We start from the raw sequence: 24,948 nt of genomic DNA on the forward strand, positions 1-24,948 counted from the left end.
ATCATAGGGGTACTCCTTTCGTTTTACTATATTTTACAAAAGTCTCACTCCTATTACAACTTTATTGTATCAGCTCATATGGCGCGCCGGATTCTCTGCAGCACGAACTACCGCATACCAATCATTAAATCAGATTGAATTTCATCCCGGGATTTGACCTGGACCGTTTTCAGTTCAACATCACTTTTCTGCAAAGGGACCGTCTGATCACCTTTTTCGTTGAGGAGCAACCAATCGATAGATGCGTTAAGCGCCTCAGAAATGTCAATCAGCGCGTCCATATTTTAGGAAAGGATTGCTCAGAAGAAAAATTCGGAGTAAAATGAAGGCTAAGGAGGAATTGTCAATGAAAAGTATGAAGGAAGCTGCGCTGCGAAATATGACTGCGATTTATATAGAAAAGGATGGGAGCATGCTTATGCTCTACAGGATTGGCTCAAAGGTGGTTGCGCCTTCTTGGTGCGGTATTGGAGGACATTTTGAGCCGCAGGAACTGAATAAGCCAAGAGCCTGTATGCTGCGGGAATTACAAGAAGAAGCAGGGCTTTGTGAAAGCGATATTACTTCTGTAGAAATGCGATATGTAACTTTGCGGCTAAAAAATGGAGAAATCAGACAGAATTACTATTTCTTTGCAAAGCTAAGGGAAGGCGCGGCTGTAAATGAATGTACAGACGAGGGCATACTGCGTTGGATTCCTATAAAGGACGTTTTAGAGTTGGAAATGCCCGTAACGGCAAAACAAATGCTGACGCACTATTTTGGGGTTGGACGCTTTACTGAGGAAATTTATTGCGGCGTGACTGGTGAAGCGGGAATGGAATTTGCTGTGCTGCAGGAGTTCTAAAAAGATGCCCGGCTCCGTATTCTGTAATATGAGAATGGGGGCTTATAAATGAAAATAATTGTTGTGAGCGGCTATGCTTATCCGTCTATTGAGCCATGGGTACTTTCTTCCTGGCTGTCGGATTTGACCTTTCTGGGAAATTTCAGCTATGGAATCACTGCAGAGGGCGGTGTTGTGGATTTGAACGACGAGAACCTGATTCAGGCAGCATACACTGCAGGGGTAAAACCGATGATGGTGCTGACACCCTTGGACGAGTCGGGAACTTTTAATGATGTAACCGCAGGCATTTTACTTTCGAATCCGCAGGCACGCACAAATTTGGTAAACAACATCTTGCAGACGATTCAAAGAAAAGGACTCGCAGGGATAGATTTTGACTTTGAGTTTGTACCAGTGGAAAATAGGCAGGACTATGTAGAATTGATTCGACAGACGAAAGAATTGCTGGGACCGCAGGGCTACTATGTAACGGCGGCTTTGGCACCTAAGACTTCCGATGCGCAGCAGGGAAGCATTTATCAGGGGCATGATTACAGGCAGATTGGGGAAATTGTGGATTATGCGCTGATTATGACCTATGAGTGGGGCTACACGTACGGACCGCCTATGGCGGTTTCGCCAATCAATCAGGTGCGGAAAGTGCTGGACTACGCGGTCAGTGAAATTCCAAGGGAAAAAATTCTGATGGGCATGCCTAATTACGGTTATGATTGGAAACTCCCCTTTGTCAAAGGAGAAACTCGGGCAGAAAAAATGTCCAGTGAAGGGGCTTTCTGGCGGGCGCAATATTATGGCGCGGAAGTAATTTATGACCAACTTTCGCAGGCGCCGTATTTCACCTATTTTGATTCGGCTGGAAATAAGCACGTAGTCTGGTTTGAAGACATTCGCAGCATTCGTGCAAAGCTGGCGCTGGTTGAAGAGTATGATTTGGCGGGAGTGGGGTATTGGAACATTATGGACTACTTTCCGGCAAATTCTGAAGTACTCAATGAGATGTATCAGGTGCGGAAGCTGTAAAAATCGAAAATTTTGTAAAACGCCTGCGGACGTTTTTTTGCTTTTCTTGACAAATATACTCGCAAAAAATAAAAGTGATACAAGAGTTTCTTAGAAATTCCTGCATCACTTTCTAAACCACTTGCGCAAAGTCTGTAAGTCCTTCCAAAGCCGAGGCTGGAATCATCATATGTAGCTGGTGGTTATCAATATAACCAATCTCGCGGTCATAAATCTGACATTGACGTTCATGACTAAACCTGGCATTGATCATGATGATATAGGTGTCATCAGCGCAAATGACTGTGCGTCCGTCAATTTCCACGGGAAGGTTCAAAAGTAATACGCGTACAAATTCGTCCATATATTCTAAATTCATCTCCTAATATTATCAGGCAATACAATTCCTTGAAACTATTCCAGTGTATCGATGTCAGCATTGCGAGTGTAGTTCAAAAGAGCATCTGCAAGTGCCTGCTGTTTCTCCTCTTGCCAAATATCACCATACTTAGATTCGTAACAGATGATAGACTCTCTGAGAAAAGCCTCATCAATATCCAGATATTCTGCTATTTCGTAAATGTCGGTGCAGCCGTTTCTGCAGGCTTCTTTAATATGTTCTAGTGGAATCAACTTGTTGTATGCCCAGAGTCTGGCAGCACGCTCCTGCTTGGCGTTGTTTAAATCGTTCAAATCCAGTATGTTGCCGACAGAAGTTTCATAATGTCCTAATTCTTCCGCTAAAATACAAGCCTTTCGCTGTTCTGGAAGTTCCTTGTTAATCCAAATCGTATCGTCACCATAGAGTCCTTCGTGGCACATGGAATGTTCCTCAATATCCAGCATATCTTCGTATTCACCAATTAAATCTTCGTATTTGCTCATAAGATTTTTACTCAAAGTTATCACCTCGCGATCCCTTTTTTGCAGAAAAGCAGGCGAGTTTACCTATATGCAAAGGATTGCTCCACTGCAAACATACATGCTGCTAAAATGCAAATCAAGGTTATTTCTTCTTGCGTTTCGATAGTATATATTTCTTGAATGCTTCGATTTCGTCTAGTTCTTCTTCGGTCCATTCCGTCCCATCATGATGGGCAGCAATGGTGTGCACTTCTTCTGTCTGATGCTGCGTATTCTGTGCCGGCTCTGTCTGCCAGCCCATCAGTACAGCGGGGGTTACATCCAGAAGTTCTGCCAGTTTGACAATATTATCGTACTTCATATTCCTGATATTGCCGGACTCCCAGCGCTGCACGGTACCTTCTGATACGCCCATTTTCCGTGCGATGTCCAAAAGCGTATACCCGCGGGATTTGCGAAGTTCTTTCAATGTAGTGGAATGATGCATGGGGCCTCCTAAAAGAAAGACGGCTGTGCCGTATTTGGGCGACAGCATGACTTTCTTGATATTTCCTCTGATATAAAAATTTTAGCACATATGTTCTTTTTTCGCAACCCAAAAACTTGCATTTTATGCAAAAAAACTTTCTAAAAAGCTATTGACAAACGTATGTTCGTATGATAAAGTAGGCACATACCAAAACTTGCATAAAACGCAAGATTTGGCGATACAGTATTTTTTTCATTATAAACTTGCATAAAATGCAAGAAAATGCAAAAGGAGGTCTATCTTATGGGAAGGGCAAGAGAGCCGTATTGGCATTATGTAAAGTCCATTATCAAAGAATATCCTGTGCTGGAAAAAGAACTGGCGACGCCGCTTTCACCGAGGCTTTGTGCGACGCTGGAACCCAGTACAGGCAGAAAAACTGCCAATCCAACGCAGGATTGCGTCATTCACGATTTGCCGCCGAAGCAGCAGAGAAAATACGATGCCGTTAGCAACGCGATTTTAAAAACACGTCTGACCCATCCAAAAACTGCTGCTGACCGTCTGAAGGTTATCGACATGGTGTACTGGAAACAGTCTCATACTGTTGCAGGCGCTGCAATGAAGGTACCCTGCCATCGGAACATCGCGGGAAAGTGGCAGGGAGACTTTATCAGATTGGTAGCGGAAGAATTGGATTTGGTGTAATCGAAAGAGTGTGCATCGGGTACATAAAAATGTGCTAGGATGTGTACAGTGAAAAAATCCGATACACGGAGAAAGGAGGAAAGTATGATGATCAATTTGATACTGGAACATCTGCAGACAGACACTGCACTGCAGACGTATCTTGCACAGTATGCAGGAAAGCCGGCAGTATTTGCAGACGTCGCGCCCAAAGAAAGTGACGCAGCATGGAGTGCGGGCAGTCACTATGGGCAATTGCTTCTGCATCTGCAACTGCAGGAAGATGCTGCCAGAGAGGGAAAGAACTTTCTGACCGCAGAACTTCTGGCAGAGTCAGACAGCAATATATATGTATTTATGGATACGGTGCGGGAGCGTCTGGATGGCTGGTTCTTTGCCGAAGAAAGACACGTCTATTCTATGCACTTCTCAAAAGCCGAACAGCCGGCTTTGGAAAAGCAGGAAGAAACAGCGGAAAACCTGCAGCGGGCAGTCATAACCTTTTCGGTTTATGAATATCCTGACCAGTGCCTTTTGCCGGAAAGTCCGGCGGCATTGCTTAGTGCATGGAGCAAAGAGAATTTACCGCAGGTTATCGGTAGATCCGCATATTTGCTTGGATATGACGACAGTTTGCTGCCGCAGGCATTTCGTCCGACGCAGCAAAAACCGGCAGTCTACTGGCGTCTTGCCAAAACGGGAAAGTGTGAAAGTCTTGCAGGCGGCAAGGGCAGCATGTGGCGTAGCGCAAAGGTACAATGTCATGTAATCATTCCTGGCAGCATCGCCGAAGCGGGCGCCATGGCGCTTTTAATCGAACACGCATTACTTGAGGAAGGACGCATTGCGGACGAAGAAAGTTTTGTCATCGTGGGAGACACCCAGGGACTCGATCTGGCGCAGGATGCGGTGCAGGCAGGACAGCTTGCCGTAGAAGCCATCTATCCGGTGATTGCGGCGGGTCAAAGCAGCGAAATTCTGCAGCATGTAGCAGTAGCAATGAAAGAAAGGGAGTAGAGAATGAAAACCAAAAAAAGTAAATCTGTATATACGATCGCCCAACTGGCAGAGGCTGCTGGCGTATTCGGAAGCAATCCGGTGCTGGTAAAAGCAGCCCTTGTGACAGCGGGTCAGGAGACGTATACAGAGGAAGATGCCAGAAAAATAATTGAAACGTTTAAACAAAAGGAGGTAAAGTAAATGGCACAGATTTTTAGAGAAGGAGAAATGAAAGTTAGACCGGATGTGTATTATCGTTACTCAAACCGGGGTACGGAGGAAGTAGGCGCAGTCAACGGCATTGCCGCACTGGTGATGAAAGCATCATGGGGTCCCTGCGGACAGGTATCTGCGTTCAGCAGCGCGGCAGACCTTTTAGAGGCGTACGGTGATTGCGACGGCGCAGCGATGGCAGAAATTATGTTTGCGGAGGGCGTAAACACGGTGTATGTGTATAGAGCGGGCACCGGCGGCACCAAGGCGACCTTGACTCAGGGGGATAACGTCGTACTTACCGCAAAGTATGAAGGCGCGCTGCCGATTAAGGTAAAAGTGCTGGCGCTGCCTGGCGGCAAGCAGAAACAGTGTCTGATTATCGCAGGCAATAAAGTAAAAGAAGTTTACACCTTTGCGGCAGACGAAACCGGTGAAGCGGCAGCTTTGGCAGAGGCGTTAAAGGCAAGTGCTTATGTAACTGCAGAACAGGGCAAAACCGGTGCGGTGGAGGAATTTGAGGCGGTACTCAGCGGCGGTACAGATCCTGCCACGACGGCTGACAGTTATCTGGAAGGATGCCAGGCACTGGAACCGTACTACTATAATGTCATCTGCTGCGATAGCAACGCTGACGGCGTACAGAACGTGCTGGCAGCGTATGTAGAAGACGTAGTAAAGACCGGAAAATTCCCAATTGCGGTGATGAGTGCTGATGTGACAAAACCGCTTGCTGACAGAATGGCAGCCGCGGCGGCAAAGAATCACGGACAGATTGCCATGATCGGCAATACCTATACAGATTTGACCGGCATCGCAGCACCAGCGATTTTCGCAGCAGCTCATCTGGCAGGTGCAGTCGCCGCAACACCGGCAAACCAGAGCATCGTACATAAAAGTCTGCGAGGCGCGGGAGATGTGACGGAACGTTTTACCGGCACCCAGTACGAGGAAGCTATTAAAAATGGTCTTGTGCTGCTTTCCAGAAGTGCCGACGGTCTGGTTTGGTTTGACTCCGGCGTAACGACACTGGTAACGCTTGACGAGAGCCAGGATGCGGGCTGGAAGAAACTGAAACGCACGAAGGTCAGAAATGAACTGATGCGCAGACTTCACATCATGATGGAGAAAAAAGTCGGAAAGGTAAGCTGCGACAGCGATGGCATTGCCGATGTGGTACAGAGCGGTATGCGTCTTCTCAACGACATGGCAGGAGAAAAGAAAATTATGCCGGGCGGCAGCTTTACGCTGGATGCGGATAATCCGCAGACCAGTGACAGCGCTTGGTTTATCGTTGAAGTAGACGATATCGACACGCTGGAAAAAATCTATCTGCACTATAGATTCAGCAATGTGCAGACTGCATAAAATTTACGTGAAATAACGAAAGGGGAAAAGATATGTTAGATCAGAAAACACTTGTAAAAAATCTTATGACAGGAAAGGACGGAAAGCTGTTTCTTTCTGTAGATGATCAGCCTGTGGAACTTTTAGAAATTGATACCTATTCTGTCAAGGCAAACTATACCAATCTGGATTATCAACCGGTGGGCTCTTACCAGAAGTTCAGTGTACCGGGCGATGTATCCTATACGCTGACCTTTACAGAGGCAGTGGTTCGAGATGATGTGATTATGGAGCCGCTGCTGGCAGCGGCAAAGAATGGAAAAAATATTAGCTTCACATTCAGAGCCAGCGCCAACAAGCCGGACGGAACGCAGCAGCAGCTTACAATCGAGGATTGTATTCCGGATGGAGAATTTGATTTGATGACGTTGACGCCGGGTGAAATCATCAAGAGAAATCAGTCTTACAGAATCAATTCCACGCCGGAGTGGTTCAAGGGCTAATAATCGAGGCTCAATCGGCTATATGCAGGAGGGCGGCGGCTTTAGGGGCACCCGCCCTTCATCTAAAAATTGTACGGAAGGGGAAAAGAAAAGATGGAAAACAACACACAGGAAACGATGAGAAGTACCTACATTACACCGGTCACCGATCCGGAAATTCCCGCAAAAGTTGCGGAGAAAATTGAGAAAGAGGATGAGTATGATCTGGTTAGCTCGCTCCTTGCGGCGGCGGAATACCAGCAGGCACCTGAAATGGTGAAAGAGGTGGAAATCAGAAGAAAGGGCAAGCTGTATTTTACGGTGCATTTACATCCGGTATCTGAGGATGATATTGCTTTTGCCAGAAAGAAAGCATCTAAATACTATGAAAATCCACAGGGCAAGAAACTGCCAAAAGTAAGAGGCGAGATGGATAGTAGCATGTTTAACTCCTGGGTGATTTATTTAGGAACTACAGAGAATGACAGAGAAAAAATTTGGGGAAATTCTGCAGTCATGAAAAAGCTGGGGCATTTGAAACCGGTTGAATGCGTTAATTCACTTTTAGTCGCTGGAGAAAAAACACAGCTTGTTAATCTGATTTACAGTATCAGCGGAATGTTTGGACCAATCGATGAGGAAGAAGTCAGCGATGAGGAATACATAAAAAACTCATCAAGATAAGCGGACTGGCGCAGTGGCTTCACTTCGCTTATCAGAATCACAATAAAGAACCCGGTATTCTGATGGGGCTTCGTACCTGTCAGCAGCCGGTATCTCCCGGCGAACGAACTTTTATGATGGCGTCGGACCTTTTGGCAATCGAAGAGGGTTTCGTACCCATCAAAGTCAGCAGCTTTGGGAAAAAAGAAGGGGAATAGAGATAGGAAAAGGACGGCATACGCAGAAGGGGTTGCCGTCTTTTTGCTGGAAAGATTTTATTAATAGCTGTCCGATTTGTGTGCAACAGGTTCAAGAAAGTATGCTATAATGTGTATGGTAGAAAGCTGAGAACTGATAAGGAAAGGATATATCATGACAGAAATCAGAAAAATGCGAACCGCAGAAGAACTGTACGAGTACTACTGCGAAGTCAGAAAAGACATTAAACCAGGAACATCTGATTTAGACAGAAAGAGATTATTCATGGATCCTTTGGAACCATATAAAAGGGTGGAAAATCTTTTAGAGACGGATGAATATTTCTTAACCACATTCCGTGCATATATATATGATACCGGATATAATTCTGAAAAATGGATATATATTAACGAATAATAGGATTATGAGTATTTGTATTGATACTTACGGGGCAGAAAGCATTAGATGGGAAAATATAGAAAGTGTTTACATTACTGGAACAGATGTTATTATTGAAGCGGATGTATATCGTATGAGTATGTCTCGTGTATTTGTTAGAGCAATGGAAGACTCTGAATTTATCGAAAAAGAATTAGAAAAGGTTATACCTTTTATTAGGAAAGTGCGAAAGAAGCAGCTGCAAAAAAGAAACGCTTCTGTAAGCCCTGCCGACGAGATACGCAAGTTTAAGCAGCTCTGGGACGATGGAATTATCACTGAGGAAGAGTTTCAACAGAAGAAAAAGAAATTATTGGATTTGTAAAAACGCCTGCGGGCGTTTTTCTTTTGGGAAAATAAAGGAGGAAAAGGAAACGGATGAAAATTTAAAGAATTGATGTGCAAGCTATCCTCGAAAGTGTGCTATAATGTACATAGTAGAAAGAAGTGATAATACGAGGAAGGAAGTATATAATGACAGAGCTTAGAAAAATGCGTACGGCGGAAGAAATGTATGAATACTATTGTGAAATGGGGAAAGATGTTAAACCGGGAACGTCTGTTTTAGGTAGAAAAGTATTGGAACCAGATCCTTTAAGGCAATACAAAAGAATAGAAGCACTTTTAGAAGCGGATGAATATTGTCTGACCACTTTTCGCGCATATATATATATATATATACAGGTATCAGAGAAAGATACGTGGGTATATGTATTAACAAATAAAAGAATTCTTGCAGCTAGCATTTATTTGAATGGAGTGGAAAGCATTGGATGGGAGCGAATAGAACGATTTACTATAAAAGATGAAAATTTTATTATTGAAGCGGATGTTTATCTTCCCGGTTTTGCGGGAGTATTTGTAACAAATATGCAAGACTCTGAAATTATCGAAAAAGAATTAGAAAAGGTTATGCCCTTCATTTGGAAAGAGCGAGAGAAGCTGTTACAAGAAAGAATCCGTTTTCTAAGTCCTGCCGATGAGATACGAAAATTCAAGGAGCTTTGTGACGATGGGATTATTACAGAAGAAGAGTTCCAACAGAAGAAAAAGAAATTATTGGATTTATAAAACGCCTGCGGGCGTTTTTCTTTTGGAAAAAATAAAGGAGGAAAAGGGAGATGGATTAAAATTAGCGAATTAGGTATAAATTGTCCCGACAAATATGCTATAATGTAGGGCATAAAAGAAATAATGAGTGGTTGATGATAGAAAGGATATATTATGACAGAACTAAGAAAAATGCGAACTGCAGAAGAGATGTACGAGTATTACTGCGAAATGGAAAAAGGCAAAGGGTCTTTTTTGGAGAAATGGGTTTTAGATGAACCTTTACAGCCGTATAAAAGTGCAGAATCATTATTAGAGCCAGATGAATATTGCTTGACAATATTCAGCGCATATATATATATATATATATATATATATATGCGCATATGGAGTCAGATGAAAGATATATGTATTTTTTGACAAACAAACGAATTATTACAGTTGGAATGTATTGTGATGGGATAGAAAGTATTAGATGGGAAAAAATAGGCGACATGACTGTTGAGGAAAAAAGTATTATTATTGAAGTTGATACTTATTATATGAGCTTATCTCGTATATTTGTAAAAAGTAATCAGCTTGCTGAAATCATCAAGAAAGAATTAGAAAAGGTCATGCCTTTTATTTGGGAAGAGCGAGAAAAAATGCTGCAAAAAAGAAACCGCTTTCTAAGCCCTGCCGACGAGATACGCAAGTTTAAACAGCTCTGGGACGATGGAATTATCACTGAGGAAGAGTTTGAGCAGAAGAAAAAGAAATTATTGGATTTGTAAAAACGCCTGCGGGCGTTTTTCTTTTGGAAAAAATAAAGGAGGAGAAGGGAAATGAGCAAAAAGGTAATTATTGAAATGGACAAAACGTCCATAAAAAGCTACAGCAAAGCTGTGATAGAGGCAGACCATGAAACGCGGAGTTTTGTGGAAACGCTGGAGCAAACTGAAAAGACGCTGAAGAATCTGGATCGATTTGCAGACAGCTTTTCGCAGAAATCCTGCAGAGTCAGTTTCTATATCGATATGGATGAGGCGATGCAGGGACTGAATCTGTTTGAACGGAGACTGCAAAATCTGACGGCAGGGACATATACCGTACAGCCGCGGATTCGCTATGTACAAGGCGGCGGACGGCAGTCAAAGTCCTATACCGGAAGCAGGGCAGTGTGGGAAAGAACCCAGGCGGTTCCGGAAGCGAAGGATGGAAACATCTTAGAAGAACTGTTCTTTGGTGGTGCGACCGTGGGGGCGTTGTATGGGAACTATAAAACTTTATTAGATAATAAAAAAATTCGCGCTCATATACAAAGTATTAGTGAAAAATCTATCTCTACCGGCATTTCTGCTATCGGCATGCTGGACGGCGGCGCTAGGATTGCCGAAGGAATGTTTGCCGCAGGTAACGATTACGACAGAACTTCAAAAATTTTTGAAGGCGCCACTATCATGGCAGGATCCTTTGGTGGTATGAAGGCTGGCGCGGCGCTGGGATCTTTGTTCGGTCCCGTTGGCGCAGCAGCGGGCGCAGGACTGGGATATCTGGCGGGAGAATATCTTAGCGATCCCATTTCGGAGTTTATGAGCGGCGGGAAGTTGGGTGCGATGAAAAACGCGGCAATTTCATCTGAAGCAGCGGCACGTCTGGAAAAATTTAAGCAAGAACAGGAAGAACTTGCAAAGATAAGGCTGGATGAGAAATTTGGTGATATCGCACTTTCGGCAGAACAGCTTTCCCAGGTAGTAGCAGGATTATTCGATCCGTCGCAGACGGCAAGAATTTACAACGCTAATGCTGCGATAAATGAGCTTGGTGATGCATACCAAAGCTTGCAGCAAGGGGACTATACGATGGATAAAAGTCTGTGGATGGCATCGACAGGGCATTTAGATGCGGGAGAACAGAGTGTGTTAAAAGAACAAACTGTTGATTATGGACAGCAGCAGCTTTCCTTTCTGAGAGAAAAACAGTATGCTGGGATTGAGGCAATTCATGCAATCACAGGAGACTCAGATACAGGGGACATATTAATTGACGCACTGGGTAAGAAGTACGAGGCGCAAATAGAGGAAACTGAGAACCTGATTAAACAACTGGACGATGAGATTAACAAGTCTCTGCAAGATGGAATAATTAGCGAATCTGAAAAAAGCAAAATTGATGAAATCATGACAAATATAGAAAACCAAAGAACCCTTGCAGAAGATAAGCCTAATGAATTTAAAGCTGGTTTAGATGGGATACCAACAGGAAGTATAAAAAGCATGAACTGGGAATCTTTTCAGAATGTAATTACTACAGGAATTGGCAGTGCGGATGAACAGGCTGCTGTACTCGACAATTTGTATGCCAGTGTTGCGCCAGACTTGAATGCGGATGAGAGAAGACAATTATTGTTGGGAAAAGCGGAAGATGGAAACGAAGGTTTATATGCGGAGAAGAAAGATCTTTATATGAATGTTGCAGAGACAATGCTTGATGAATTCACTGATCGCTTTCAGGATGAACTTGGGGAGTCAATGACTTCTATAGAACCGATGTACAAAAAAATTAAAGCAGGTCAATTTGGCATAGAGGATTTTAAGGAAATAAGAGATCAGGGAAATGCGTTGCGTGCAGATGAAGAAACCAGAGCGGCTGTCGGTGAATATGTTGACAGCATGTCGGATATGACGCAAAAAGTATTGGAAATAGTAAGCTTATATGAAGGAGCAGGCTTGAATGCTCCCAGAGAGGCACAAGAGTATTTACGTCAAATGGATTTTTATGCGTATCTTGCTGATGATAAAGCATTGAATTGGTTCAGTGATAATGCAAATGGAGTCTTTCAGTCTGAAAATTATAATTATCTGGCGGGGGCAGCGCAGCAGCCTGTAGCTAGTTCGCAGGAGACAGGAGGCACAGCAACAGTTCCAACAGAATTGCTGATTGATGGAGAAAAAGTAATAGAAGAACAGATTAATATTACAGCAGAAGATTTTGGGATTCCAGAGTTTATCACAGCGCCGGTAGATGTATATGTTACAGGACATAAAATATTTGGAGCTGCCCCACCAACGTTATCACCACTTTCGGAATACCGCGGCGGCATCATCGCTCCGGCTTTCGCAGAAGGCGGTTACGTTCACGGCGGCGCCCAGCTGATTACAGTGGCAGAAGAGGGTACGCCGGAGGCGATTATTCCGCTGGGTAAGCACAGAAGAAAGCGGGCGCTGCAGCTTTTCAACCAGGTCGGCGGTTATCTGGAAGCGCCGGGCTTTTCGCCGAAGGGTTTTGCAGCGGGCGGTATCGTAGGCGGCAGTATCGGAAGTCTCAGCGGAAGCGGCAGCAGTATGCCGGTCGCAGTAGAAGTCGGCGGTGTAGAAATCAAAGTAGAAGCCAAAGACGGACAGTCGCTGGTTAAAACCATCCGGGAAAACAAAGAGGCAATCAGCGAAGAAATCGCAGGTGTATTCAACGCGGCATTTAAAGGACAGTTTGCCAATACACCGGCAGCAGGAGGCGCAGGATTCTGTGCATGATAGTCGTCCCAATTAAGAAATCAGTGATGAGGAATACGCAAAAAACTCATCAAGATAAGCGGACTGGCGCAGTGGCTTCACTTCGCTTATCAGAATCACAATAAAGAACCCGGTATTCTGATGGGGCTTCGTACCTGTCAGCAGCCGGTGTTTCCTGGCGAACGAACTTTTATGATGGCGTCGGATCTTCTAGCAATCGAAGAAGGTTTCGTCCCTGTTAAAGTCAGCAGCTTTGGGAAAAAGGAAGAGGAATAGAGACAGGAAAAGGACGGCATACGCAGAAGGGGTTGCCGTCTTTTTGTTGGAAAGATTTTATCAATCGTTGTCCGATTTGTGTGCAACAGGGATAGGAAAGTGTGCTATAATGTGTATAGTGAAGATTTGCACATAATGCTGAATAAGAAGGAGAAGCTAGTATGCGTAGAATGCGGACGGCAGAAGAAATGTGGCAGTTTTGCTTTGCAAACGATTTGTTTTATGAAAAAGCGCATTTTTATCTTGTGGCAAAACATTTGCAGCCGGATGAGTATGCGGTATTCTGTTTTCAGGGGCTGCAGAATAATGTCAGAATGATGACAGACGGAAATTTTGCATACGTATTTACTAATAGAAGGCTGATTATAGGGCAGAAACATTTGACAGGAGAAATTGTCAGGTCGATTGATTATAGAGATCTTCATAATGTTACGGCGGCAGGACGAAGTGTTGTGATTGATGCGACAAAGTGGGAGCCGAATGTAGAAGTGCTCAAGGGTGATGTAACTGGTGTCCAGAAGGGACTGGCAGAAATTATACCAATCATTCAGCAGAAGAATCAGGAGCAAAGGCAAAGCGTAAACTTTTCCGGAAGTGTGGCGGATGAACTCGCAAAGCTGAAAAAACTGACTGATGATGGAGTTATGACGCAGGCAGAATTTCAAGCGCAAAAAGACAGGTTGCTAAACCCTGCGATGATCTGTACAGATTATTTTGAAGACATCCCGGAAGAACCGACTTATGCCTATGAGAAAAAGTTCGACAAGGCCGTGCAGAGCAATGATAAAAAGGCAATTGTGATTAGAGCGGTGACGTTTACGGTAGGGGCGATAATACAGCTACCAGTTGCTATAATTTTCATACATTTAATACTTTATCATTATGGAATTGTAGATGAACTTCCATAGAACACTCGAAAAAATCATGCGTGGTGGATGTTTTTCTTGAAAGCAAGGGAGAAAATTATGTGGAAGATTGAAAAAGAGCAATTAGATAAATTGGACAAGAAATATAAGATATTGAAAATTTGGGGCGATATTGCAATGTGGATTGCTTTGGCAACAACAGTGGTTACGATAGGAAGTATGGTATATTTACTTGTACTTGCACTATAAAATAATAAAAAGCTAAGAACATAAAAGACACCGGCAGAGGTGTTTTTTATTTTGCAAAAGGAGGTTAGCATGACGAAAAAATATATATATTGAATGTTATGATGAAAAGTCGATGAAGAATTTGGAGCAGGCTGAGAAGCAGATGGAGAAAAGATTGACGCAGTTAAAAAACTTAAATAATCAGGGATTGGAGTATTTGAATCAAACTGAAAATCGTATACAAAAGTATACGAATGTAAGCAGTTGCATTGAAATGTATGTGAATGATAAGGCAAGCAATGTACTTGCAAAGATTGAAGAGCGGGTAATCAAATGGAGACCACAGAGCGATTGCTGAATGAATTTGCACAGACGGAGTATACCGCATCTATATTTTTAGATGAGCAGGTAACGCCGGTTTTGGAGTCTGTGTTAGGAAGGTTAAGAGATTTTTTGAAGAGTAGTTATAAGGTGGCTGTCTTTGGCTACATGTGGCGGATATATAGAGGGGGAAAAGAAAGGGGGGAATTGCGTTAAGAGAATCCATAATTTTGTGCAACAGGTTCAAGAAAGTATGATATAATGTGTACAGTGGAAAACGGACTCTAATGCAGGTGTGGGAAAGGAATGGTGGATGAGATGAGAAAAATGCGTACAGCAGAGGAGATGTTTGCATATTATCATGAACATAAAGACCCAGAAAAGAAAAAAGGTCTTTTTGCTAAAAACGTATCAGATGACGATAGATGGCGAGATTTAAAACTTGCAGAGTTTATTTTAGAGTCGGATGAATATATTCTTTCGTTTTTTTGGGCATACATATATATATATATATATATGACATGTCTGGGAATAAGGACAAAAGATGGATATATATATTGACAAATAATCGAATAATTGGAATTTGTTGTGATGAGTACGGGATGGCAGAGGTCGACTATACCAAGTTAAAAAATATAATCTTTATTCCAGATAAAACCGAAATCTTTTTTAATATAGAGGGTTGGTATAGGGGATTTTCTGATGTACGCGCAGAAAAAGAAAATTTGGAATTCACACAACGTGAGATTGAAAAGATAATGCCATATATCAGAGAAATGCACGAAAAGGAAATGAGGAAAGAGAAGTTGATTGTCAGCTCTGCTGATGAGATACGTAAGTTCAAGGAACTCTGGGACGATGGGATTATCACTGCGGAAGAGTTTCAGCAAAAGAAAAAGACGCTATTAGATTTATAGAAACGCCTGCGGGCGTTTTTTCTATGGGAAAAAGGAAGGAGAGAATATGAGAAAAGAAACAGGAATTACAAAACAGGATGTAACGATTTTGCAAGCCTACAGCAGTGAGTTTGGTAAACTACCTGCAAAAATGAAAAAGTATCAAAAGGTGATGGAGACCACAGAGCGATTGCTCAATGAATTTGCACAGATAGAGTATACTGCGTCTATTTTTCTGGACGATCAGGTAACGCCGGTTTTGGAGTCTGTGTTAGGAAGGTTAAGAGATTTTTTGAAGAGTAGCTATAAGGTGTCTGTCTTTGGCTGCATGTGGCGGATATATAGAGAGGGGAAAAGAAAGGGGGGAATTGCGTTAAGAGAATCCATAATTTTGTGCAACAGGTTCAAGAAAGTATGCTATAATGTGTATAGTGAAAAACTGATGCTAATGCAGGTGTGGGAAAGGAACGGTGGATGAGATGAGAAAAATGCGTACAGCAGAGGAGATGTTTGCATATTATCATGAACATAAAGACCCAGAAAAGAAAAAAGGTTTTTTGATACAAGTTTGCCAGTGTTTGATGATGAAAGACGGGGTGATTTTAAACTTGCTGAGTTTTTTTTAGAACCGGATGAATATGTAATTTCATTTTTTGGGGGATATATATACATAGTTAAATATGTATATGCGACAAATGAATATATGCGATGGATATATATATTTACTAACAAACAAATGATAGCAATCTGTTGTAACGAGGATGGAGTAGAAGCAATTGATTATACCAGTTTAAAAAATATAATCTTTGTTCCAGATAAAACCGAAATCTTTTTTAATATAGAGGGTTGGTATAGGGGATTTTCTGATGTACGCGCAGAAAAAGAAAATTTGGAATTCACACAACATGAGATCGAAAAGATAATGCCATATATCAGAGAAATGCAGGAAAAGGAAGCACAGAAAAAAAAGTTTTTGGGAAGCCCCGCCGAGGAGATTCGAAGATTTAAGGAACTTTGTGACGATGGGATTATTACGGAGGAAGAATTCGAGGATAGGAAGAGAGAACTGTTAAAGTTCAAATATGTAGATTAATAAGCAAAGAGGAAACGCCTGCGGGCGTTTTTTCTATGGGAAAAGGAAGGAAAGAATATGAGGAAAGAAATAGGAATTACGAAACAGGATGTAACGATTTTACAAGCCTACAGCAGCGAGTTTGGCAAACTACCTGCAAAAATGAAAAAGTATCAAAAGGTGATGGAGACCACAGAGCGATTGCTGAATGAATTTGCACAGATGGAGTATACCGCATCTATATTTCTGGACGATCACGTAACACCGGTCTTGGAGTCTGTGTCAGGAAGATTAAGAGATTTTTCAAAGAGTAGCTACAAGGTCTCTGTCTCTGTCGACATGTGGAAGGTATATACAGATATTTCTGCAGCAGAAAGAAAAATTAGAAGTATGCAGCTGCAGCCAGGCTATGGTGGAGGATATGTGGTGCCGAAAAAGGCGGAACTATTTAGCTATTTTCTGTATACGTTCATTTCGAAAATATGGTATAATAGGCATAATAAAAAATCATGATGTTTGTTGAAAAGAAAGAGAGGTCGACCATGGGACTTACCGATATCTTGATGAAAGTAACAGGTAGTGAGGTGCCAAAAAAAATGAAAAGTAGTGTGGAGATGAGTCGGTATTTTTGTTATTATCATAAAACAATTCCAAAGTGTGTAGACATAATGAGAGCCGTTGAGGAATCGCTGGAGCCCGATGAGTATGTAATTCATTGTTTTGAGGGGAAACGAATAGTTGAAAGGGTGCAATGGAATGTGTTCTATGCATTTACAGAAAAAAGAATACTATTTGGTGCAGAAAAGCAAATTTTTTCACCATTAACTGCATTCGAAAGCTTTTTCAAGAACATAATGTACAATGATATCGTTGAAATGAAAATAAATGATAATACAATAATAATTAAATATAATAATAAAGAAGAACGGTGTATTTGTTATAGAGAAGAATCTATAAATGAGCTGGAGAAAAGAGTTTTACCTTTAATTCAGCAAAGAAACACATCCGAAAAAAAGGAACCAAGTACAGCTAGTCCTATCACTGAAATACGAAAGTTTAAAGAACTTTTAGATGAGGGGATTATTACCGAAGAAGAATTTCAAAAAAAGAAAAAAGAATTATTAAACCTATAAACGCCGGCGGGCGTTTTTTCTATGGGGAAAAGAAAGGAGAGAAAATGAGGAAAGGAATAGGAATTACAAAACAGGATGTAACGATTTTACAAACCTACAGCAGTGAGTTTGGAAAATTACCTGCAAAAATGAAAAAGTATCAAAAGGCGATGGAGACCACAGAGCGATTGCTGAATGAATTTGTACAGACGGAATATACTGCGTCTATTTTTCTTGATGATCAGATAACACCGGTTTTGGAGTCTGTGTCAGGAAGGTTAAGAGATTTTTCGAAAAGTAGCTATAAAGTAGCTGTCTCTGTCGATATGCGGAAAGTATATAGAGTAGAGAAAAGAATGGGGGATAGCGATAATTTTGTGCAACAGGTTCAAGAAAGTATGCTATAATGTGTACAGTGAAAAACTGATGCTAATGCAGGTGTGGGAAAGGAACGGTGGATGAGATGAGGAAAATGCGTACAGCAGAGGAAATGTTTGCATATTATCATGAAAATGTGGAACATAAGAAGAAAGCAGGGCTGTTTGGAATAGAGGTTTCGGGACCAGACGACAGTTTGTTTCATTATGAATATCTTGTATCACTTTTAGATGATGATGAGTATGTAATGACTTTTTTTGGGGATATATATATAGACCAGTATATACGCAAGAACATAAAGGAATAAGATATATATATATTTACGAATAAACGATTGATTTCCAAGAGCACTGAGATAGGTTGGAAAATATTGAGGTATAAGCAGATAAATGATATACTGGTGAACGCTAAATATAATGAAGTGTATTTTGACACTGATGGCTGGTATCGGGGATTAGCGGATGTATGCATATATCCAGAAGATACAGACTTTATTATGCGTGAACTTGCAGAGGTAATGCCATATATCAGAGAAATGCATGAAAAAGAAATGAGGAAAGAGAAGTTGATTATCAGCCCTGCTGATGAGATACGTAAGTTCAAGGAACTCTGGGACGATGGGATTATTACTGCGGAAGAGTTTCAGCAAAAGAAAAAGAAACTATTAGATTTATAGAAACGCCGGCGGGCGTTTTTTATATGGGAAAAAGGAAGGAGAGAATATGAGGGAGATTACAAAACAGGATGTAACGATTTTACAAGCCTATAGCAGCGAATTTGGCAAACTACCTGCAAAAATGAAAAAGTATCAAAAGGCAATGGAGACCACAGAACGATTGCTGAATGAATTTGTACAGACCGAGTATAACGCATCTATATCTTTGGACGATCAGGTAACGCCGACCTTGGAGTCTGTGTCAGGAAGGTTAAGAGATTTTTCAAAGAGTAGCTATAAGGTGGCTGTCGCTGTTGATATGCGGAAGGTATATAGAGTGGGGAAAAGAAAGGGGGAGAATTGCGTTAAGAGAATCCGTAATTTAGTGCAACAGGTTCAAGAAAGTATGTTATAATAGGTATAGTGAAAACTGATGCTAATGCAGATGTGGGAAAGGAATGGTGGATGAGATGAGAAAAATGCGTACAGCAGAGGAAATGTTTGCATATTATCATGAAAATGTGGAACATAAGATGACAACAGGACTGTTTGGAATAGAGGTTTCGGGACCAGACGACAGTTTGCTTGATTATGAATATCTCGTACCCCTTTTAGATGATGATGAGTATGTAATGACTTTTTTTGGGGATATATATATAGACAAGTATATATGCAAGAGCATAAGGAGATTAAATGGACGTACATGTTCACAAATAAACGATTAATTGCCAAATGCGATGACGCAGGATGGCAAATATTGAGATATGAGAAAATAAATAATATACTGGTAAGCGCTGAACGTCGAGAAGTGTGTTTTGACACTGATGGCTGGTATCGGGGATTAGCGGATGTAAAGATATATCATGAAGATATAGATTTTATTAAGCGTGAACTTGCAGAGGTAATGCCATATATCAGAGAAATACAGGAAAAGAAAGTACAGCAAAAGAAGTTTTTAGGAAGTCCTGCCGAGGAAATTCGAAGATTTAAGGAGCTTTGTGACGATGGAATTATCACGGAGGAAGAATTCGAGGATAGAAAGAAGGAACTGTTAAAGTTCAAATATGTAGATTAATAAGCAAAGAGGAAACGCCTGCGGGCGTTTTTTCTATGGGAAAAAGGAAGGAGAGAGTATGAGGAAGGAAACAGGAATTATGAAACAGGATGTAACGATTTTACAAGCCTACAGCAGCGAGTTTGGCAAACTACCTGCGAAGATGACAAAGTTTCAGAAGACAATGGAGACCACAGATCGATTGCTGAATGAATTTGCACAGACAGAGTATACCGCATCTATTTTTCTTGATGATCAGATAACGCCGGTTTTGGAGTCTGTGTCAGGAAGGTTAAGAGATTTTTCGAAAAGTAGCTATAAGGTAGCTGTCACTGTTGATATGCGGAAGGTATATGCAGATATCTATGCGGCAGAGAGAAAAATCAGGCGTATGCAGCTGCAGCCAAGCTATGGTGGAGGATATATGATACCATATGCTGGCGGAAGTGTCAGGGGAGCAGGTAATATACCGGTGCAAACAGCTGACAATGAAGGCTTTTTTGATGGTGCTATGTCGGTTGGCAGTGCGATTGTGATGGTAAATGGATTAAAAGAGGTTCATGATGACTTTAAAGCGTTAAAAAAATTGAAAGTAACAGATTCCAAAAAATACGCCAAATTCAAAGCTGGTATCCCCCAATCTGCCGCCACAGCCATCACTGCTTTCGGCTATTTGGACGGCGGCGCAGATATTGCAGAAGGTGTTTTTTCGTCAGATAATGCCTACGACAGAACATATAAGGTTGCCGAAGGGGCAACTGTCATGGCTGGTTCTTTTGTAGGATCGAAGGCAGGTGCTGCACTGGGACTGAAATTAGGTGGTGCTTTAGGTCCATGGGGCGCATTGGCTGGTGCGGCTGGCGGCTACCTCCTTGGAAAACTGCTCAGTGAACCGATAGCAGATTCTTTTGCAGACGGCATAAACGGTGCAGAAAAATATGCCGATGTTTCTGCCCGTGCCGCGGAGAAAGTAGCACAATTAAAAGCGGAGCAGAAAGCGCTTGCAAGTGAACAGCTGGATAAAATGTTCGGAAAAACGGCACTATCTGCAAGAGAAGTATCACAGGTTGTGGGAGAATTGTTTGATACAGGGCAGACTATGCGGATTAACAACGCAGCAGCAGCAATCAATGATTTGCAGGGATCCTTTGCGAACCTGCAGCAGGCAGATTATGGGCTGCAGAAAAGCCTCTGGCTCAGTGGAACAGAAGCAGGTGCAGGAAGTTTGATGGGACTGGCGGAATCAACGAATGACTTTGGTGAAAGCAGTCGGATGCACTTGCTGGATAATCAGTATGCGGAGGAGAAATCTGTAAAAGCATTGCTGACAGAGCCTGGATCAGCAGACGAAATACTGGAAGGAATCGATAAACAGTATCGGGAAAAACTGAAAAACCTGGATGATTTGATTGAAGACCTTAATCAAGTAACCGTTGACGCTTTGTCTGATGGTGTGGTTGATGGAAGTGAGCAGACGAAAATAGACGGAATCAGGCAAGAGGTATTACAATTGCTTTATGGAGCATCAGGTTCGGATCAGGGTAGTCAGGAGGAAAGAGATTTTCAGGCAATGCTGGAAAAGATGAAATTAGGGCTTGGTAAAGAGTATTCTAAAGACTCTTTCGATGCAATTATACAAGAAGCAACAGCGGGCGCAAATGAAAGAATCGATGCATTAGAAGACGCTTATGGTTATGCAGCCATCGGAAAGACGGACAAGCAGAAACAAACGCTACTTTGGGGAAAAGATGGAACTGGACAAACCGATGGACTGTATAAGCAGGAGATGGATACCTATGGTGCGGTTGCTGAAACTGCACTGAATGAATTTACGAACAAATATTCTGACAAACTTGCATTCCTTGATAACTTAAGCGCTGACATGGAAGATGGAAAACTGAGTGGGGAAATGCTAGGCAATATACGGGGACTACAAAATGACCCGGTCGATCGAGCAGCTATTGGTGAATATGTAGATAGTATGAAGCCACTTTACAATGACATGCTGGAAACAGCAAAACAATATGAAGAAAAAGGAGAAGCCTTACCGGAAGCAGTACAAGACTTTATGAACAAGATGGAACTCTTAGGAAGTATTGCGCAGAACCGGGCAGGAAGTTGGTATTTACAGCACTATGAACCGGAATATTTAAAAGAAGATGGTAATAAAAATGTTTTTAATAATTTGCCGGATAGAGTTAAAAAAATGCATTATAATCCAGCTGGAGTGAAGTACCGTGGCGGCATCATTGCCCCAGCCTTCGCAGACGGCGGCTACGTTCACGGCGGCGCCCAGCTGATTACAGTGGCGGAAGAGGGCACGCCAGAGGCAATTATTCCGCTGGGTAAACACAGAAGAAAGCGGGCGCTGCAGCTTTTCAATCAGGTCGGTGGTTATCTGGAAGCGCCGGGCTTTTCGCCGAAAGGTTTTGCAGCGGGTGGCATCGTAGGCGGCAGTATCGGAAGTTTCAGCGGAGGCGGCAGCGGTATGCCGGTCGCAGTAGAAGTTGGTGGTGTAGAAATTAAAGTAGAAGCCAAAGATGGACAGTCGTTGGTCGAAACCATCCGGGAAAACAAAGAAGCAATCAGTGAAGAAATCGCAGGTGTATTCAACGCGGCATTTAAGGGACAGTTTGCCAATACACCGGCAGCAGGAGGTGCAGGATTATGAGAATTATCGCAAAGGAAGTAAACAACAGCAAAAAAATGATTGATTTTGACTGGCTGCCGCTGGAAATCAAAGACAGCGGCGGCGACATGAGTTTTGCCAGCTACAGTCTTTTGGACAGAGGGGAAGTGGTCAGACCCAAAGGGAAAGGGCTGAGGCGGATTTCCTGGGAAGCGCGTTTTCCGGGAGAGAGCAGAAAGGACTTGTCCGTACTGGCAGCGCCCTGGACAGATCCGCTGGAGTGCGACAAACTGCTGAAACGATGGCAGAGTCGGGGCACGCTGATCGAGCTAATCATCGAAGGCACCGGAATCACCGGCTTCAAGTGCTACGTGAATCAGTATTCTTCCGCCTATACGGGCGGACTTGGCGATTTGGAGTATTCCATCGAGTGGATTGCATATGAGCCGGTGACCATTACGAAAAAACCGAAACCAAAAAAAAGCAAGAACAGCAAAAAGCGCCCGTCGAAGAGTTTCACAAAATATACCGTGAAAAGCGGCGATACCCTTTGGGGTATTGCCGGCAGGAAGCTTGGGAACTCCTATCGATGGAAAGAGATTTATAAACTCAACAAAAAAGCGATTGAAGATGACGCAAAGAAGCATAAATACAGTTCTTCGGACAATGGCAACCGCATTTGGCCGGGACTGGTGTTGAAGCTGCCGAAGAAATAAGGAGGTGTGACAGATGAAATATGAAAGACCAGTGTATGAGGTGGTGATTAAAACACCTGACGGAAACCAGTTCACCGTGAAGAAATTGAATGTGAAGACCGGCGAGACAGAAGGCTTGGTAACCAGTCTTTCTCTGACAGAATCGAGAAATCAATTGGCGCAGAAAGCCGTCATACGGCTTTATAACAGGCACATAGATAAATACGGCTATCCCAGCCAGATGTTTTCTGTCAGGAGCCGTGTTTTTATTTACGCGGAAGGCGCCGGAAAGACCAAGAAGACCGAAGTGTTTCGCGGTTATGTATGGGATACGGATTATAGCCTGGGAAATGGCACACAGCTGACGCTGACCTGCTACGACAACATGATTTACTTTATGAACTCCCAGATTCTGACCTATTTCAGTAAGGGCAAACGGACCGAAGATATTGTAAAAACTTTGATGGAGCGCCGCGGCGTAAAGCTGACATATCGCTACAGCAGTATCACCCATCCCAAGCTGCCGCTGTCCGGTACGTTGGCAGACGTGCTGACTAGCGAACTTTTGGATGAGGTGCAAAAGAAAAAGGGCACAAAGTACAGCATTAAAAGTCATAAGGGCAGAATTTACATCGATAAGCAGGGTGCCAACGAAACGGTGTATCGAATTACCCGGGGCGATGAGGGGATTATGAGCAGCTACAGCAGATCTGTGACCATGGACGGTATGGTCACCAATGTGCTCATCGCTGGAAAAAGTGACGACAACGGCAAGCGAAAGGTGGAAGCCAGGAAAGAGCGAAACAGAAAGACTTACGGCACGCTGACCAGAGTCATTTATAAAGACGGCGATACCAAGCTGTCCGAGGCAAAGGAAGAGGCGAAGCATATCCTCGATGAAAGCGCGCTGCCGCGAAAAGAGTACGATATCACCGCGCTGGATATTCCCTGGATTCGCAAAGGCGACCGGGTCAGAATCGAGCTGAATAAAGGGAAAGAACATGATTATGTCGTCAACGAAATTTCCCACAACTGCGACCAGGGCACTATGACGATGAATGTGCGGCGCATGAAGAAAAAGAAGTGAAACTGTGCAACAGGTACATAGATTTGTGCTAGAATATGTATTGTGAAGAACTGAATCAGAAGAGCAGAAAAACGCCGGCAGCGGCGTTTTTCTATTTGCAGAAGACTTTAAGAAAGGAGGAAAAGATGTCGAGCAATATTGAAAAGCTGGGAGAAACCCTGCAGGGGCGGATGCACAGCGTCAGACAGACGGGCAAGGGTACGCGGCTGGAACTTGCCCAAATCGGAGCAGGCTGCGCGCTGGTACCGGACGAGTCGCCGGGACCGATTCCAGCAGGGGAATATTCGATTTGCAGGACTGTATCGGATCTGGTGATGAAGAAAGGAAAAGTCGTGACGGGCAGTGTGTATATGGAGGATATTCACTATGAAAAACTGAAAGAGGGCGACCGGGTGCTGCTGGCATGGTGCGGCAGTGAGCCAGTGGTTGTCGATTTAATTGCAGGGGAAGGAGAGGATGAAGATGCTGCAGGATGAATACTTGTTTCCGGAGGATCTGGAAGAGTTTGAACCTGACGAAGATGTGACAGAGACAGAAGAAGACGCAGGTTATCTAGCGTCAGTCGCCTTTGAAAAGGACTTTGTCAGGGACGGCAGAAACCGGGTACAGAGCGCAAGTCCCGTGGATGCGTGGAAGCAGTGGTGCATCAATTGTTTATCTATGGAACGGTATGCAAGCCCGCTGTATTCCACCGACTTTGGAATCGCCATCACGGAGATTTTAAGGGCGGGCACCAGAGAAGAAGCGGAGGCAATGTTTCGGGCGGAAGCCAAAGAAGCGCTGGAAGCGGACCCTTACGGGAGAACCGACTACGTAGGGGAGATGACCTTTGACTGGGGTGCAGACAGCGTGGTAGTAACAATAGAAGTGGTTGGCACAGATGGCGCAACCATAGATTTAGAAGTGAGTTTAGAAGGCAGGTGAAAAAT

Annotated in this window: 39 protein-coding genes; 35 read left to right on the forward strand and 4 right to left on the reverse strand. The window is 43.0% G+C overall.

The window, feature by feature from the left end:
* Positions 1-107: 107 nt before the first annotated feature.
* A complete protein-coding gene (locus NFR88_RS08260) occupies positions 108-281 on the reverse strand; it encodes a hypothetical protein (protein ID WP_251614980.1) in 174 nt (57 codons plus the stop codon).
* Between the two features lie 65 nt (positions 282-346).
* On the opposite strand from NFR88_RS08260, the gene NFR88_RS08265 reads away from it, so the two are divergent.
* The gene (locus NFR88_RS08265; RefSeq protein WP_243151218.1) at positions 347-847 is read left to right on the forward strand and encodes an NUDIX domain-containing protein; all 501 of its coding nucleotides are present in this window, start codon (positions 347-349) and stop codon (positions 845-847) included.
* Positions 848-895: 48 nt separating this feature from the next.
* Positions 896-1,870, forward strand: a complete 975-nt coding sequence (locus NFR88_RS08270) for a glycosyl hydrolase family 18 protein (protein WP_251614982.1) — start codon at positions 896-898, stop codon at positions 1,868-1,870.
* 112 nt (positions 1,871-1,982) lie between these two features.
* Here NFR88_RS08270 and NFR88_RS08275 read toward each other — a convergent pair whose 3' ends face one another.
* The 3 genes from NFR88_RS08275 to NFR88_RS08285 all read right to left on the reverse strand — a co-directional run bounded on the left by NFR88_RS08275 (position 1,983) and on the right by NFR88_RS08285 (position 3,200).
* Entirely contained in the window at positions 1,983-2,213 is a 231-nt protein-coding gene (locus NFR88_RS08275; protein ID WP_251614984.1) for a hypothetical protein, read from the reverse strand.
* 50 nt (positions 2,214-2,263) lie between these two features.
* Positions 2,264-2,734 (reverse strand): ImmA/IrrE family metallo-endopeptidase, encoded by a 471-nt coding sequence (locus NFR88_RS08280; protein ID WP_161909189.1) that lies wholly within the window; start codon positions 2,732-2,734, stop codon positions 2,264-2,266.
* 121 nt (positions 2,735-2,855) lie between these two features.
* Positions 2,856-3,200, reverse strand: coding sequence for a helix-turn-helix domain-containing protein (locus tag NFR88_RS08285; protein ID WP_251614986.1), 345 nt, complete (start codon positions 3,198-3,200; stop codon positions 2,856-2,858).
* Between the two features lie 285 nt (positions 3,201-3,485).
* Between NFR88_RS08285 and NFR88_RS08290 the strand changes: the two genes are divergently transcribed.
* The 33 genes from NFR88_RS08290 (at position 3,486) to NFR88_RS08440 (ending at position 24,943) form a co-directional block, all read left to right on the forward strand.
* Positions 3,486-3,890 carry a hypothetical protein gene (locus NFR88_RS08290; protein WP_251614990.1) on the forward strand — a complete coding sequence of 135 codons (405 nt, stop codon included), beginning with the start codon at positions 3,486-3,488 and terminating at the stop codon, positions 3,888-3,890.
* An 84-nt stretch (positions 3,891-3,974) separates the two neighbouring features.
* Entirely contained in the window at positions 3,975-4,886 is a 912-nt protein-coding gene (locus NFR88_RS08295) for a hypothetical protein (protein WP_251614992.1), read from the forward strand.
* Between the two features lie 3 nt (positions 4,887-4,889).
* On the forward strand, positions 4,890-5,069 hold the full coding sequence (locus NFR88_RS08300; RefSeq protein ID WP_251614995.1) for a hypothetical protein: 180 nt from the start codon (positions 4,890-4,892) through the stop codon (positions 5,067-5,069).
* The gene (locus NFR88_RS08305; protein WP_251615025.1) at positions 5,070-6,449 is read left to right on the forward strand and encodes a phage tail sheath subtilisin-like domain-containing protein; all 1,380 of its coding nucleotides are present in this window, start codon (positions 5,070-5,072) and stop codon (positions 6,447-6,449) included. It abuts the gene before it with no gap.
* A gap of 32 nt (positions 6,450-6,481) precedes the next feature.
* Complete coding sequence (locus tag NFR88_RS08310; protein ID WP_251615028.1) at positions 6,482-6,931, forward strand: hypothetical protein; 450 nt, start codon at positions 6,482-6,484, stop codon at positions 6,929-6,931.
* A 93-nt stretch (positions 6,932-7,024) separates the two neighbouring features.
* Positions 7,025-7,594 carry a phage tail assembly chaperone gene (locus NFR88_RS08315; protein WP_251615030.1) on the forward strand — a complete coding sequence of 190 codons (570 nt, stop codon included), beginning with the start codon at positions 7,025-7,027 and terminating at the stop codon, positions 7,592-7,594.
* 62 nt (positions 7,595-7,656) lie between these two features.
* Positions 7,657-7,791, forward strand: a complete 135-nt coding sequence (locus NFR88_RS15055; protein WP_285813833.1) for a hypothetical protein — start codon at positions 7,657-7,659, stop codon at positions 7,789-7,791.
* 154 nt (positions 7,792-7,945) lie between these two features.
* Positions 7,946-8,188, forward strand: coding sequence for a hypothetical protein (locus NFR88_RS08320; RefSeq protein ID WP_251615032.1), 243 nt, complete (start codon positions 7,946-7,948; stop codon positions 8,186-8,188).
* 7 nt (positions 8,189-8,195) lie between these two features.
* A complete protein-coding gene (locus NFR88_RS08325) occupies positions 8,196-8,534 on the forward strand; it encodes an SHOCT domain-containing protein (RefSeq protein WP_251615034.1) in 339 nt (112 codons plus the stop codon).
* A 149-nt stretch (positions 8,535-8,683) separates the two neighbouring features.
* Positions 8,684-9,280, forward strand: coding sequence for an SHOCT domain-containing protein (locus NFR88_RS08330; protein ID WP_251615037.1), 597 nt, complete (start codon positions 8,684-8,686; stop codon positions 9,278-9,280).
* Positions 9,281-9,588: 308 nt separating this feature from the next.
* On the forward strand, positions 9,589-10,032 hold the full coding sequence (locus NFR88_RS08335; protein WP_285813834.1) for an SHOCT domain-containing protein: 444 nt from the start codon (positions 9,589-9,591) through the stop codon (positions 10,030-10,032).
* 51 nt (positions 10,033-10,083) lie between these two features.
* A complete protein-coding gene (locus tag NFR88_RS08340) occupies positions 10,084-12,771 on the forward strand; it encodes a hypothetical protein (RefSeq protein ID WP_251615042.1) in 2,688 nt (895 codons plus the stop codon).
* Positions 12,772-12,891: 120 nt separating this feature from the next.
* Positions 12,892-13,026 carry a hypothetical protein gene (locus tag NFR88_RS15060; RefSeq protein WP_285813835.1) on the forward strand — a complete coding sequence of 45 codons (135 nt, stop codon included), beginning with the start codon at positions 12,892-12,894 and terminating at the stop codon, positions 13,024-13,026.
* A gap of 161 nt (positions 13,027-13,187) precedes the next feature.
* The gene (locus NFR88_RS08345) at positions 13,188-13,934 is read left to right on the forward strand and encodes an SHOCT domain-containing protein (RefSeq protein WP_251615045.1); all 747 of its coding nucleotides are present in this window, start codon (positions 13,188-13,190) and stop codon (positions 13,932-13,934) included.
* A 57-nt stretch (positions 13,935-13,991) separates the two neighbouring features.
* Positions 13,992-14,141: a hypothetical protein gene (locus NFR88_RS08350; RefSeq protein WP_251615048.1), complete on the forward strand. Its 150-nt coding sequence runs from the start codon at positions 13,992-13,994 to the stop codon at positions 14,139-14,141.
* 112 nt (positions 14,142-14,253) lie between these two features.
* A complete protein-coding gene (locus NFR88_RS08355; protein ID WP_251615051.1) occupies positions 14,254-14,478 on the forward strand; it encodes a hypothetical protein in 225 nt (74 codons plus the stop codon).
* Between the two features lie 269 nt (positions 14,479-14,747).
* Positions 14,748-15,002 carry a hypothetical protein gene (locus NFR88_RS08360; RefSeq protein WP_251615054.1) on the forward strand — a complete coding sequence of 85 codons (255 nt, stop codon included), beginning with the start codon at positions 14,748-14,750 and terminating at the stop codon, positions 15,000-15,002.
* A 164-nt stretch (positions 15,003-15,166) separates the two neighbouring features.
* Positions 15,167-15,358, forward strand: coding sequence for an SHOCT domain-containing protein (locus NFR88_RS08365; RefSeq protein ID WP_251615057.1), 192 nt, complete (start codon positions 15,167-15,169; stop codon positions 15,356-15,358).
* A gap of 46 nt (positions 15,359-15,404) precedes the next feature.
* Positions 15,405-15,815: a hypothetical protein gene (locus NFR88_RS08370; RefSeq protein ID WP_251615059.1), complete on the forward strand. Its 411-nt coding sequence runs from the start codon at positions 15,405-15,407 to the stop codon at positions 15,813-15,815.
* Positions 15,816-15,911: 96 nt separating this feature from the next.
* Complete coding sequence (locus NFR88_RS08375) at positions 15,912-16,430, forward strand: SHOCT domain-containing protein (protein ID WP_251615062.1); 519 nt, start codon at positions 15,912-15,914, stop codon at positions 16,428-16,430.
* 57 nt (positions 16,431-16,487) lie between these two features.
* The gene (locus NFR88_RS08380; protein ID WP_251615066.1) at positions 16,488-16,922 is read left to right on the forward strand and encodes a hypothetical protein; all 435 of its coding nucleotides are present in this window, start codon (positions 16,488-16,490) and stop codon (positions 16,920-16,922) included.
* Entirely contained in the window at positions 16,919-17,542 is a 624-nt protein-coding gene (locus NFR88_RS08385; RefSeq protein ID WP_251615069.1) for an SHOCT domain-containing protein, read from the forward strand. Before NFR88_RS08380 ends, NFR88_RS08385 begins: the two co-directional genes overlap by 4 nt.
* A gap of 44 nt (positions 17,543-17,586) precedes the next feature.
* Positions 17,587-17,928 (forward strand): hypothetical protein, encoded by a 342-nt coding sequence (locus NFR88_RS08390; RefSeq protein WP_251615074.1) that lies wholly within the window; start codon positions 17,587-17,589, stop codon positions 17,926-17,928.
* 56 nt (positions 17,929-17,984) lie between these two features.
* Positions 17,985-18,206 (forward strand): hypothetical protein, encoded by a 222-nt coding sequence (locus NFR88_RS08395; protein ID WP_251615077.1) that lies wholly within the window; start codon positions 17,985-17,987, stop codon positions 18,204-18,206.
* A 93-nt stretch (positions 18,207-18,299) separates the two neighbouring features.
* Positions 18,300-18,575, forward strand: a complete 276-nt coding sequence (locus NFR88_RS08400) for an SHOCT domain-containing protein (protein ID WP_251615079.1) — start codon at positions 18,300-18,302, stop codon at positions 18,573-18,575.
* 46 nt (positions 18,576-18,621) lie between these two features.
* Positions 18,622-18,969, forward strand: a complete 348-nt coding sequence (locus NFR88_RS08405) for a hypothetical protein (RefSeq protein WP_251615081.1) — start codon at positions 18,622-18,624, stop codon at positions 18,967-18,969.
* A 43-nt stretch (positions 18,970-19,012) separates the two neighbouring features.
* Positions 19,013-19,279: a hypothetical protein gene (locus NFR88_RS08410; protein ID WP_251615083.1), complete on the forward strand. Its 267-nt coding sequence runs from the start codon at positions 19,013-19,015 to the stop codon at positions 19,277-19,279.
* 32 nt (positions 19,280-19,311) lie between these two features.
* Entirely contained in the window at positions 19,312-19,629 is a 318-nt protein-coding gene (locus NFR88_RS08415; protein WP_251615085.1) for an SHOCT domain-containing protein, read from the forward strand.
* A 58-nt stretch (positions 19,630-19,687) separates the two neighbouring features.
* On the forward strand, positions 19,688-22,279 hold the full coding sequence (locus tag NFR88_RS08420; protein WP_251615087.1) for a hypothetical protein: 2,592 nt from the start codon (positions 19,688-19,690) through the stop codon (positions 22,277-22,279).
* Positions 22,276-22,953, forward strand: coding sequence for a LysM peptidoglycan-binding domain-containing protein (locus NFR88_RS08425; protein WP_251615089.1), 678 nt, complete (start codon positions 22,276-22,278; stop codon positions 22,951-22,953). The genes NFR88_RS08420 and NFR88_RS08425 overlap by 4 nt, the downstream gene beginning before the upstream one ends.
* 13 nt (positions 22,954-22,966) lie before the next feature.
* On the forward strand, positions 22,967-24,019 hold the full coding sequence (locus tag NFR88_RS08430; RefSeq protein WP_251615091.1) for an XkdQ/YqbQ family protein: 1,053 nt from the start codon (positions 22,967-22,969) through the stop codon (positions 24,017-24,019).
* Between the two features lie 125 nt (positions 24,020-24,144).
* Positions 24,145-24,495, forward strand: coding sequence for a hypothetical protein (locus NFR88_RS08435; RefSeq protein WP_251615093.1), 351 nt, complete (start codon positions 24,145-24,147; stop codon positions 24,493-24,495).
* Positions 24,476-24,943 (forward strand): DUF2634 domain-containing protein, encoded by a 468-nt coding sequence (locus NFR88_RS08440; RefSeq protein ID WP_251615096.1) that lies wholly within the window; start codon positions 24,476-24,478, stop codon positions 24,941-24,943. Before NFR88_RS08435 ends, NFR88_RS08440 begins: the two co-directional genes overlap by 20 nt.
* The last annotated feature ends 5 nt before the right edge of the window (positions 24,944-24,948 follow it).

Source organism: Senimuribacter intestinalis (genome assembly GCF_943192965.1).
GTDB classification, from domain to species: Bacteria; Bacillota; Clostridia; order Peptostreptococcales; family Anaerovoracaceae; genus Senimuribacter; species Senimuribacter intestinalis.

Bases quoted from the DNA above. Each gene is read 5' to 3' on its own strand.
- NFR88_RS08260 (WP_251614980.1), bottom strand. From the start codon at position 281: ATGGACGCGCTGATTGACATTTCTGAGGCGCTTAACGCATCTATCGAT.
- NFR88_RS08265 (WP_243151218.1), top strand. From the start codon at position 347: ATGAAAAGTATGAAGGAAGCTGCGCTGCGAAATATGACTGCGATTTAT.
- NFR88_RS08270 (WP_251614982.1), top strand. From the start codon at position 896: ATGAAAATAATTGTTGTGAGCGGCTATGCTTATCCGTCTATTGAGCCA.
- NFR88_RS08275 (WP_251614984.1), bottom strand. From the start codon at position 2,213: ATGGACGAATTTGTACGCGTATTACTTTTGAACCTTCCCGTGGAAATT.
- NFR88_RS08280 (WP_161909189.1), bottom strand. From the start codon at position 2,734: ATGAGCAAATACGAAGATTTAATTGGTGAATACGAAGATATGCTGGAT.
- NFR88_RS08285 (WP_251614986.1), bottom strand. From the start codon at position 3,200: ATGCATCATTCCACTACATTGAAAGAACTTCGCAAATCCCGCGGGTAT.
- NFR88_RS08290 (WP_251614990.1), top strand. From the start codon at position 3,486: ATGGGAAGGGCAAGAGAGCCGTATTGGCATTATGTAAAGTCCATTATC.
- NFR88_RS08295 (WP_251614992.1), top strand. From the start codon at position 3,975: ATGATGATCAATTTGATACTGGAACATCTGCAGACAGACACTGCACTG.
- NFR88_RS08300 (WP_251614995.1), top strand. From the start codon at position 4,890: ATGAAAACCAAAAAAAGTAAATCTGTATATACGATCGCCCAACTGGCA.
- NFR88_RS08305 (WP_251615025.1), top strand. From the start codon at position 5,070: ATGGCACAGATTTTTAGAGAAGGAGAAATGAAAGTTAGACCGGATGTG.
- NFR88_RS08310 (WP_251615028.1), top strand. From the start codon at position 6,482: ATGTTAGATCAGAAAACACTTGTAAAAAATCTTATGACAGGAAAGGAC.
- NFR88_RS08315 (WP_251615030.1), top strand. From the start codon at position 7,025: ATGGAAAACAACACACAGGAAACGATGAGAAGTACCTACATTACACCG.
- NFR88_RS15055 (WP_285813833.1), top strand. From the start codon at position 7,657: ATGGGGCTTCGTACCTGTCAGCAGCCGGTATCTCCCGGCGAACGAACT.
- NFR88_RS08320 (WP_251615032.1), top strand. From the start codon at position 7,946: ATGACAGAAATCAGAAAAATGCGAACCGCAGAAGAACTGTACGAGTAC.
- NFR88_RS08325 (WP_251615034.1), top strand. From the start codon at position 8,196: ATGAGTATTTGTATTGATACTTACGGGGCAGAAAGCATTAGATGGGAA.
- NFR88_RS08330 (WP_251615037.1), top strand. From the start codon at position 8,684: ATGACAGAGCTTAGAAAAATGCGTACGGCGGAAGAAATGTATGAATAC.
- NFR88_RS08340 (WP_251615042.1), top strand. From the start codon at position 10,084: ATGAGCAAAAAGGTAATTATTGAAATGGACAAAACGTCCATAAAAAGC.
- NFR88_RS15060 (WP_285813835.1), top strand. From the start codon at position 12,892: ATGGGGCTTCGTACCTGTCAGCAGCCGGTGTTTCCTGGCGAACGAACT.
- NFR88_RS08345 (WP_251615045.1), top strand. From the start codon at position 13,188: ATGCGTAGAATGCGGACGGCAGAAGAAATGTGGCAGTTTTGCTTTGCA.
- NFR88_RS08350 (WP_251615048.1), top strand. From the start codon at position 13,992: ATGTGGAAGATTGAAAAAGAGCAATTAGATAAATTGGACAAGAAATAT.
- NFR88_RS08355 (WP_251615051.1), top strand. From the start codon at position 14,254: ATGAAGAATTTGGAGCAGGCTGAGAAGCAGATGGAGAAAAGATTGACG.
- NFR88_RS08360 (WP_251615054.1), top strand. From the start codon at position 14,748: ATGGTGGATGAGATGAGAAAAATGCGTACAGCAGAGGAGATGTTTGCA.
- NFR88_RS08370 (WP_251615059.1), top strand. From the start codon at position 15,405: ATGAGAAAAGAAACAGGAATTACAAAACAGGATGTAACGATTTTGCAA.
- NFR88_RS08380 (WP_251615066.1), top strand. From the start codon at position 16,488: ATGAGGAAAGAAATAGGAATTACGAAACAGGATGTAACGATTTTACAA.
- NFR88_RS08385 (WP_251615069.1), top strand. From the start codon at position 16,919: ATGATGTTTGTTGAAAAGAAAGAGAGGTCGACCATGGGACTTACCGAT.
- NFR88_RS08390 (WP_251615074.1), top strand. From the start codon at position 17,587: ATGAGGAAAGGAATAGGAATTACAAAACAGGATGTAACGATTTTACAA.
- NFR88_RS08395 (WP_251615077.1), top strand. From the start codon at position 17,985: ATGAGGAAAATGCGTACAGCAGAGGAAATGTTTGCATATTATCATGAA.
- NFR88_RS08405 (WP_251615081.1), top strand. From the start codon at position 18,622: ATGAGGGAGATTACAAAACAGGATGTAACGATTTTACAAGCCTATAGC.
- NFR88_RS08410 (WP_251615083.1), top strand. From the start codon at position 19,013: ATGGTGGATGAGATGAGAAAAATGCGTACAGCAGAGGAAATGTTTGCA.
- NFR88_RS08420 (WP_251615087.1), top strand. From the start codon at position 19,688: ATGAGGAAGGAAACAGGAATTATGAAACAGGATGTAACGATTTTACAA.
- NFR88_RS08425 (WP_251615089.1), top strand. From the start codon at position 22,276: ATGAGAATTATCGCAAAGGAAGTAAACAACAGCAAAAAAATGATTGAT.
- NFR88_RS08430 (WP_251615091.1), top strand. From the start codon at position 22,967: ATGAAATATGAAAGACCAGTGTATGAGGTGGTGATTAAAACACCTGAC.
- NFR88_RS08435 (WP_251615093.1), top strand. From the start codon at position 24,145: ATGTCGAGCAATATTGAAAAGCTGGGAGAAACCCTGCAGGGGCGGATG.
- NFR88_RS08440 (WP_251615096.1), top strand. From the start codon at position 24,476: ATGAAGATGCTGCAGGATGAATACTTGTTTCCGGAGGATCTGGAAGAG.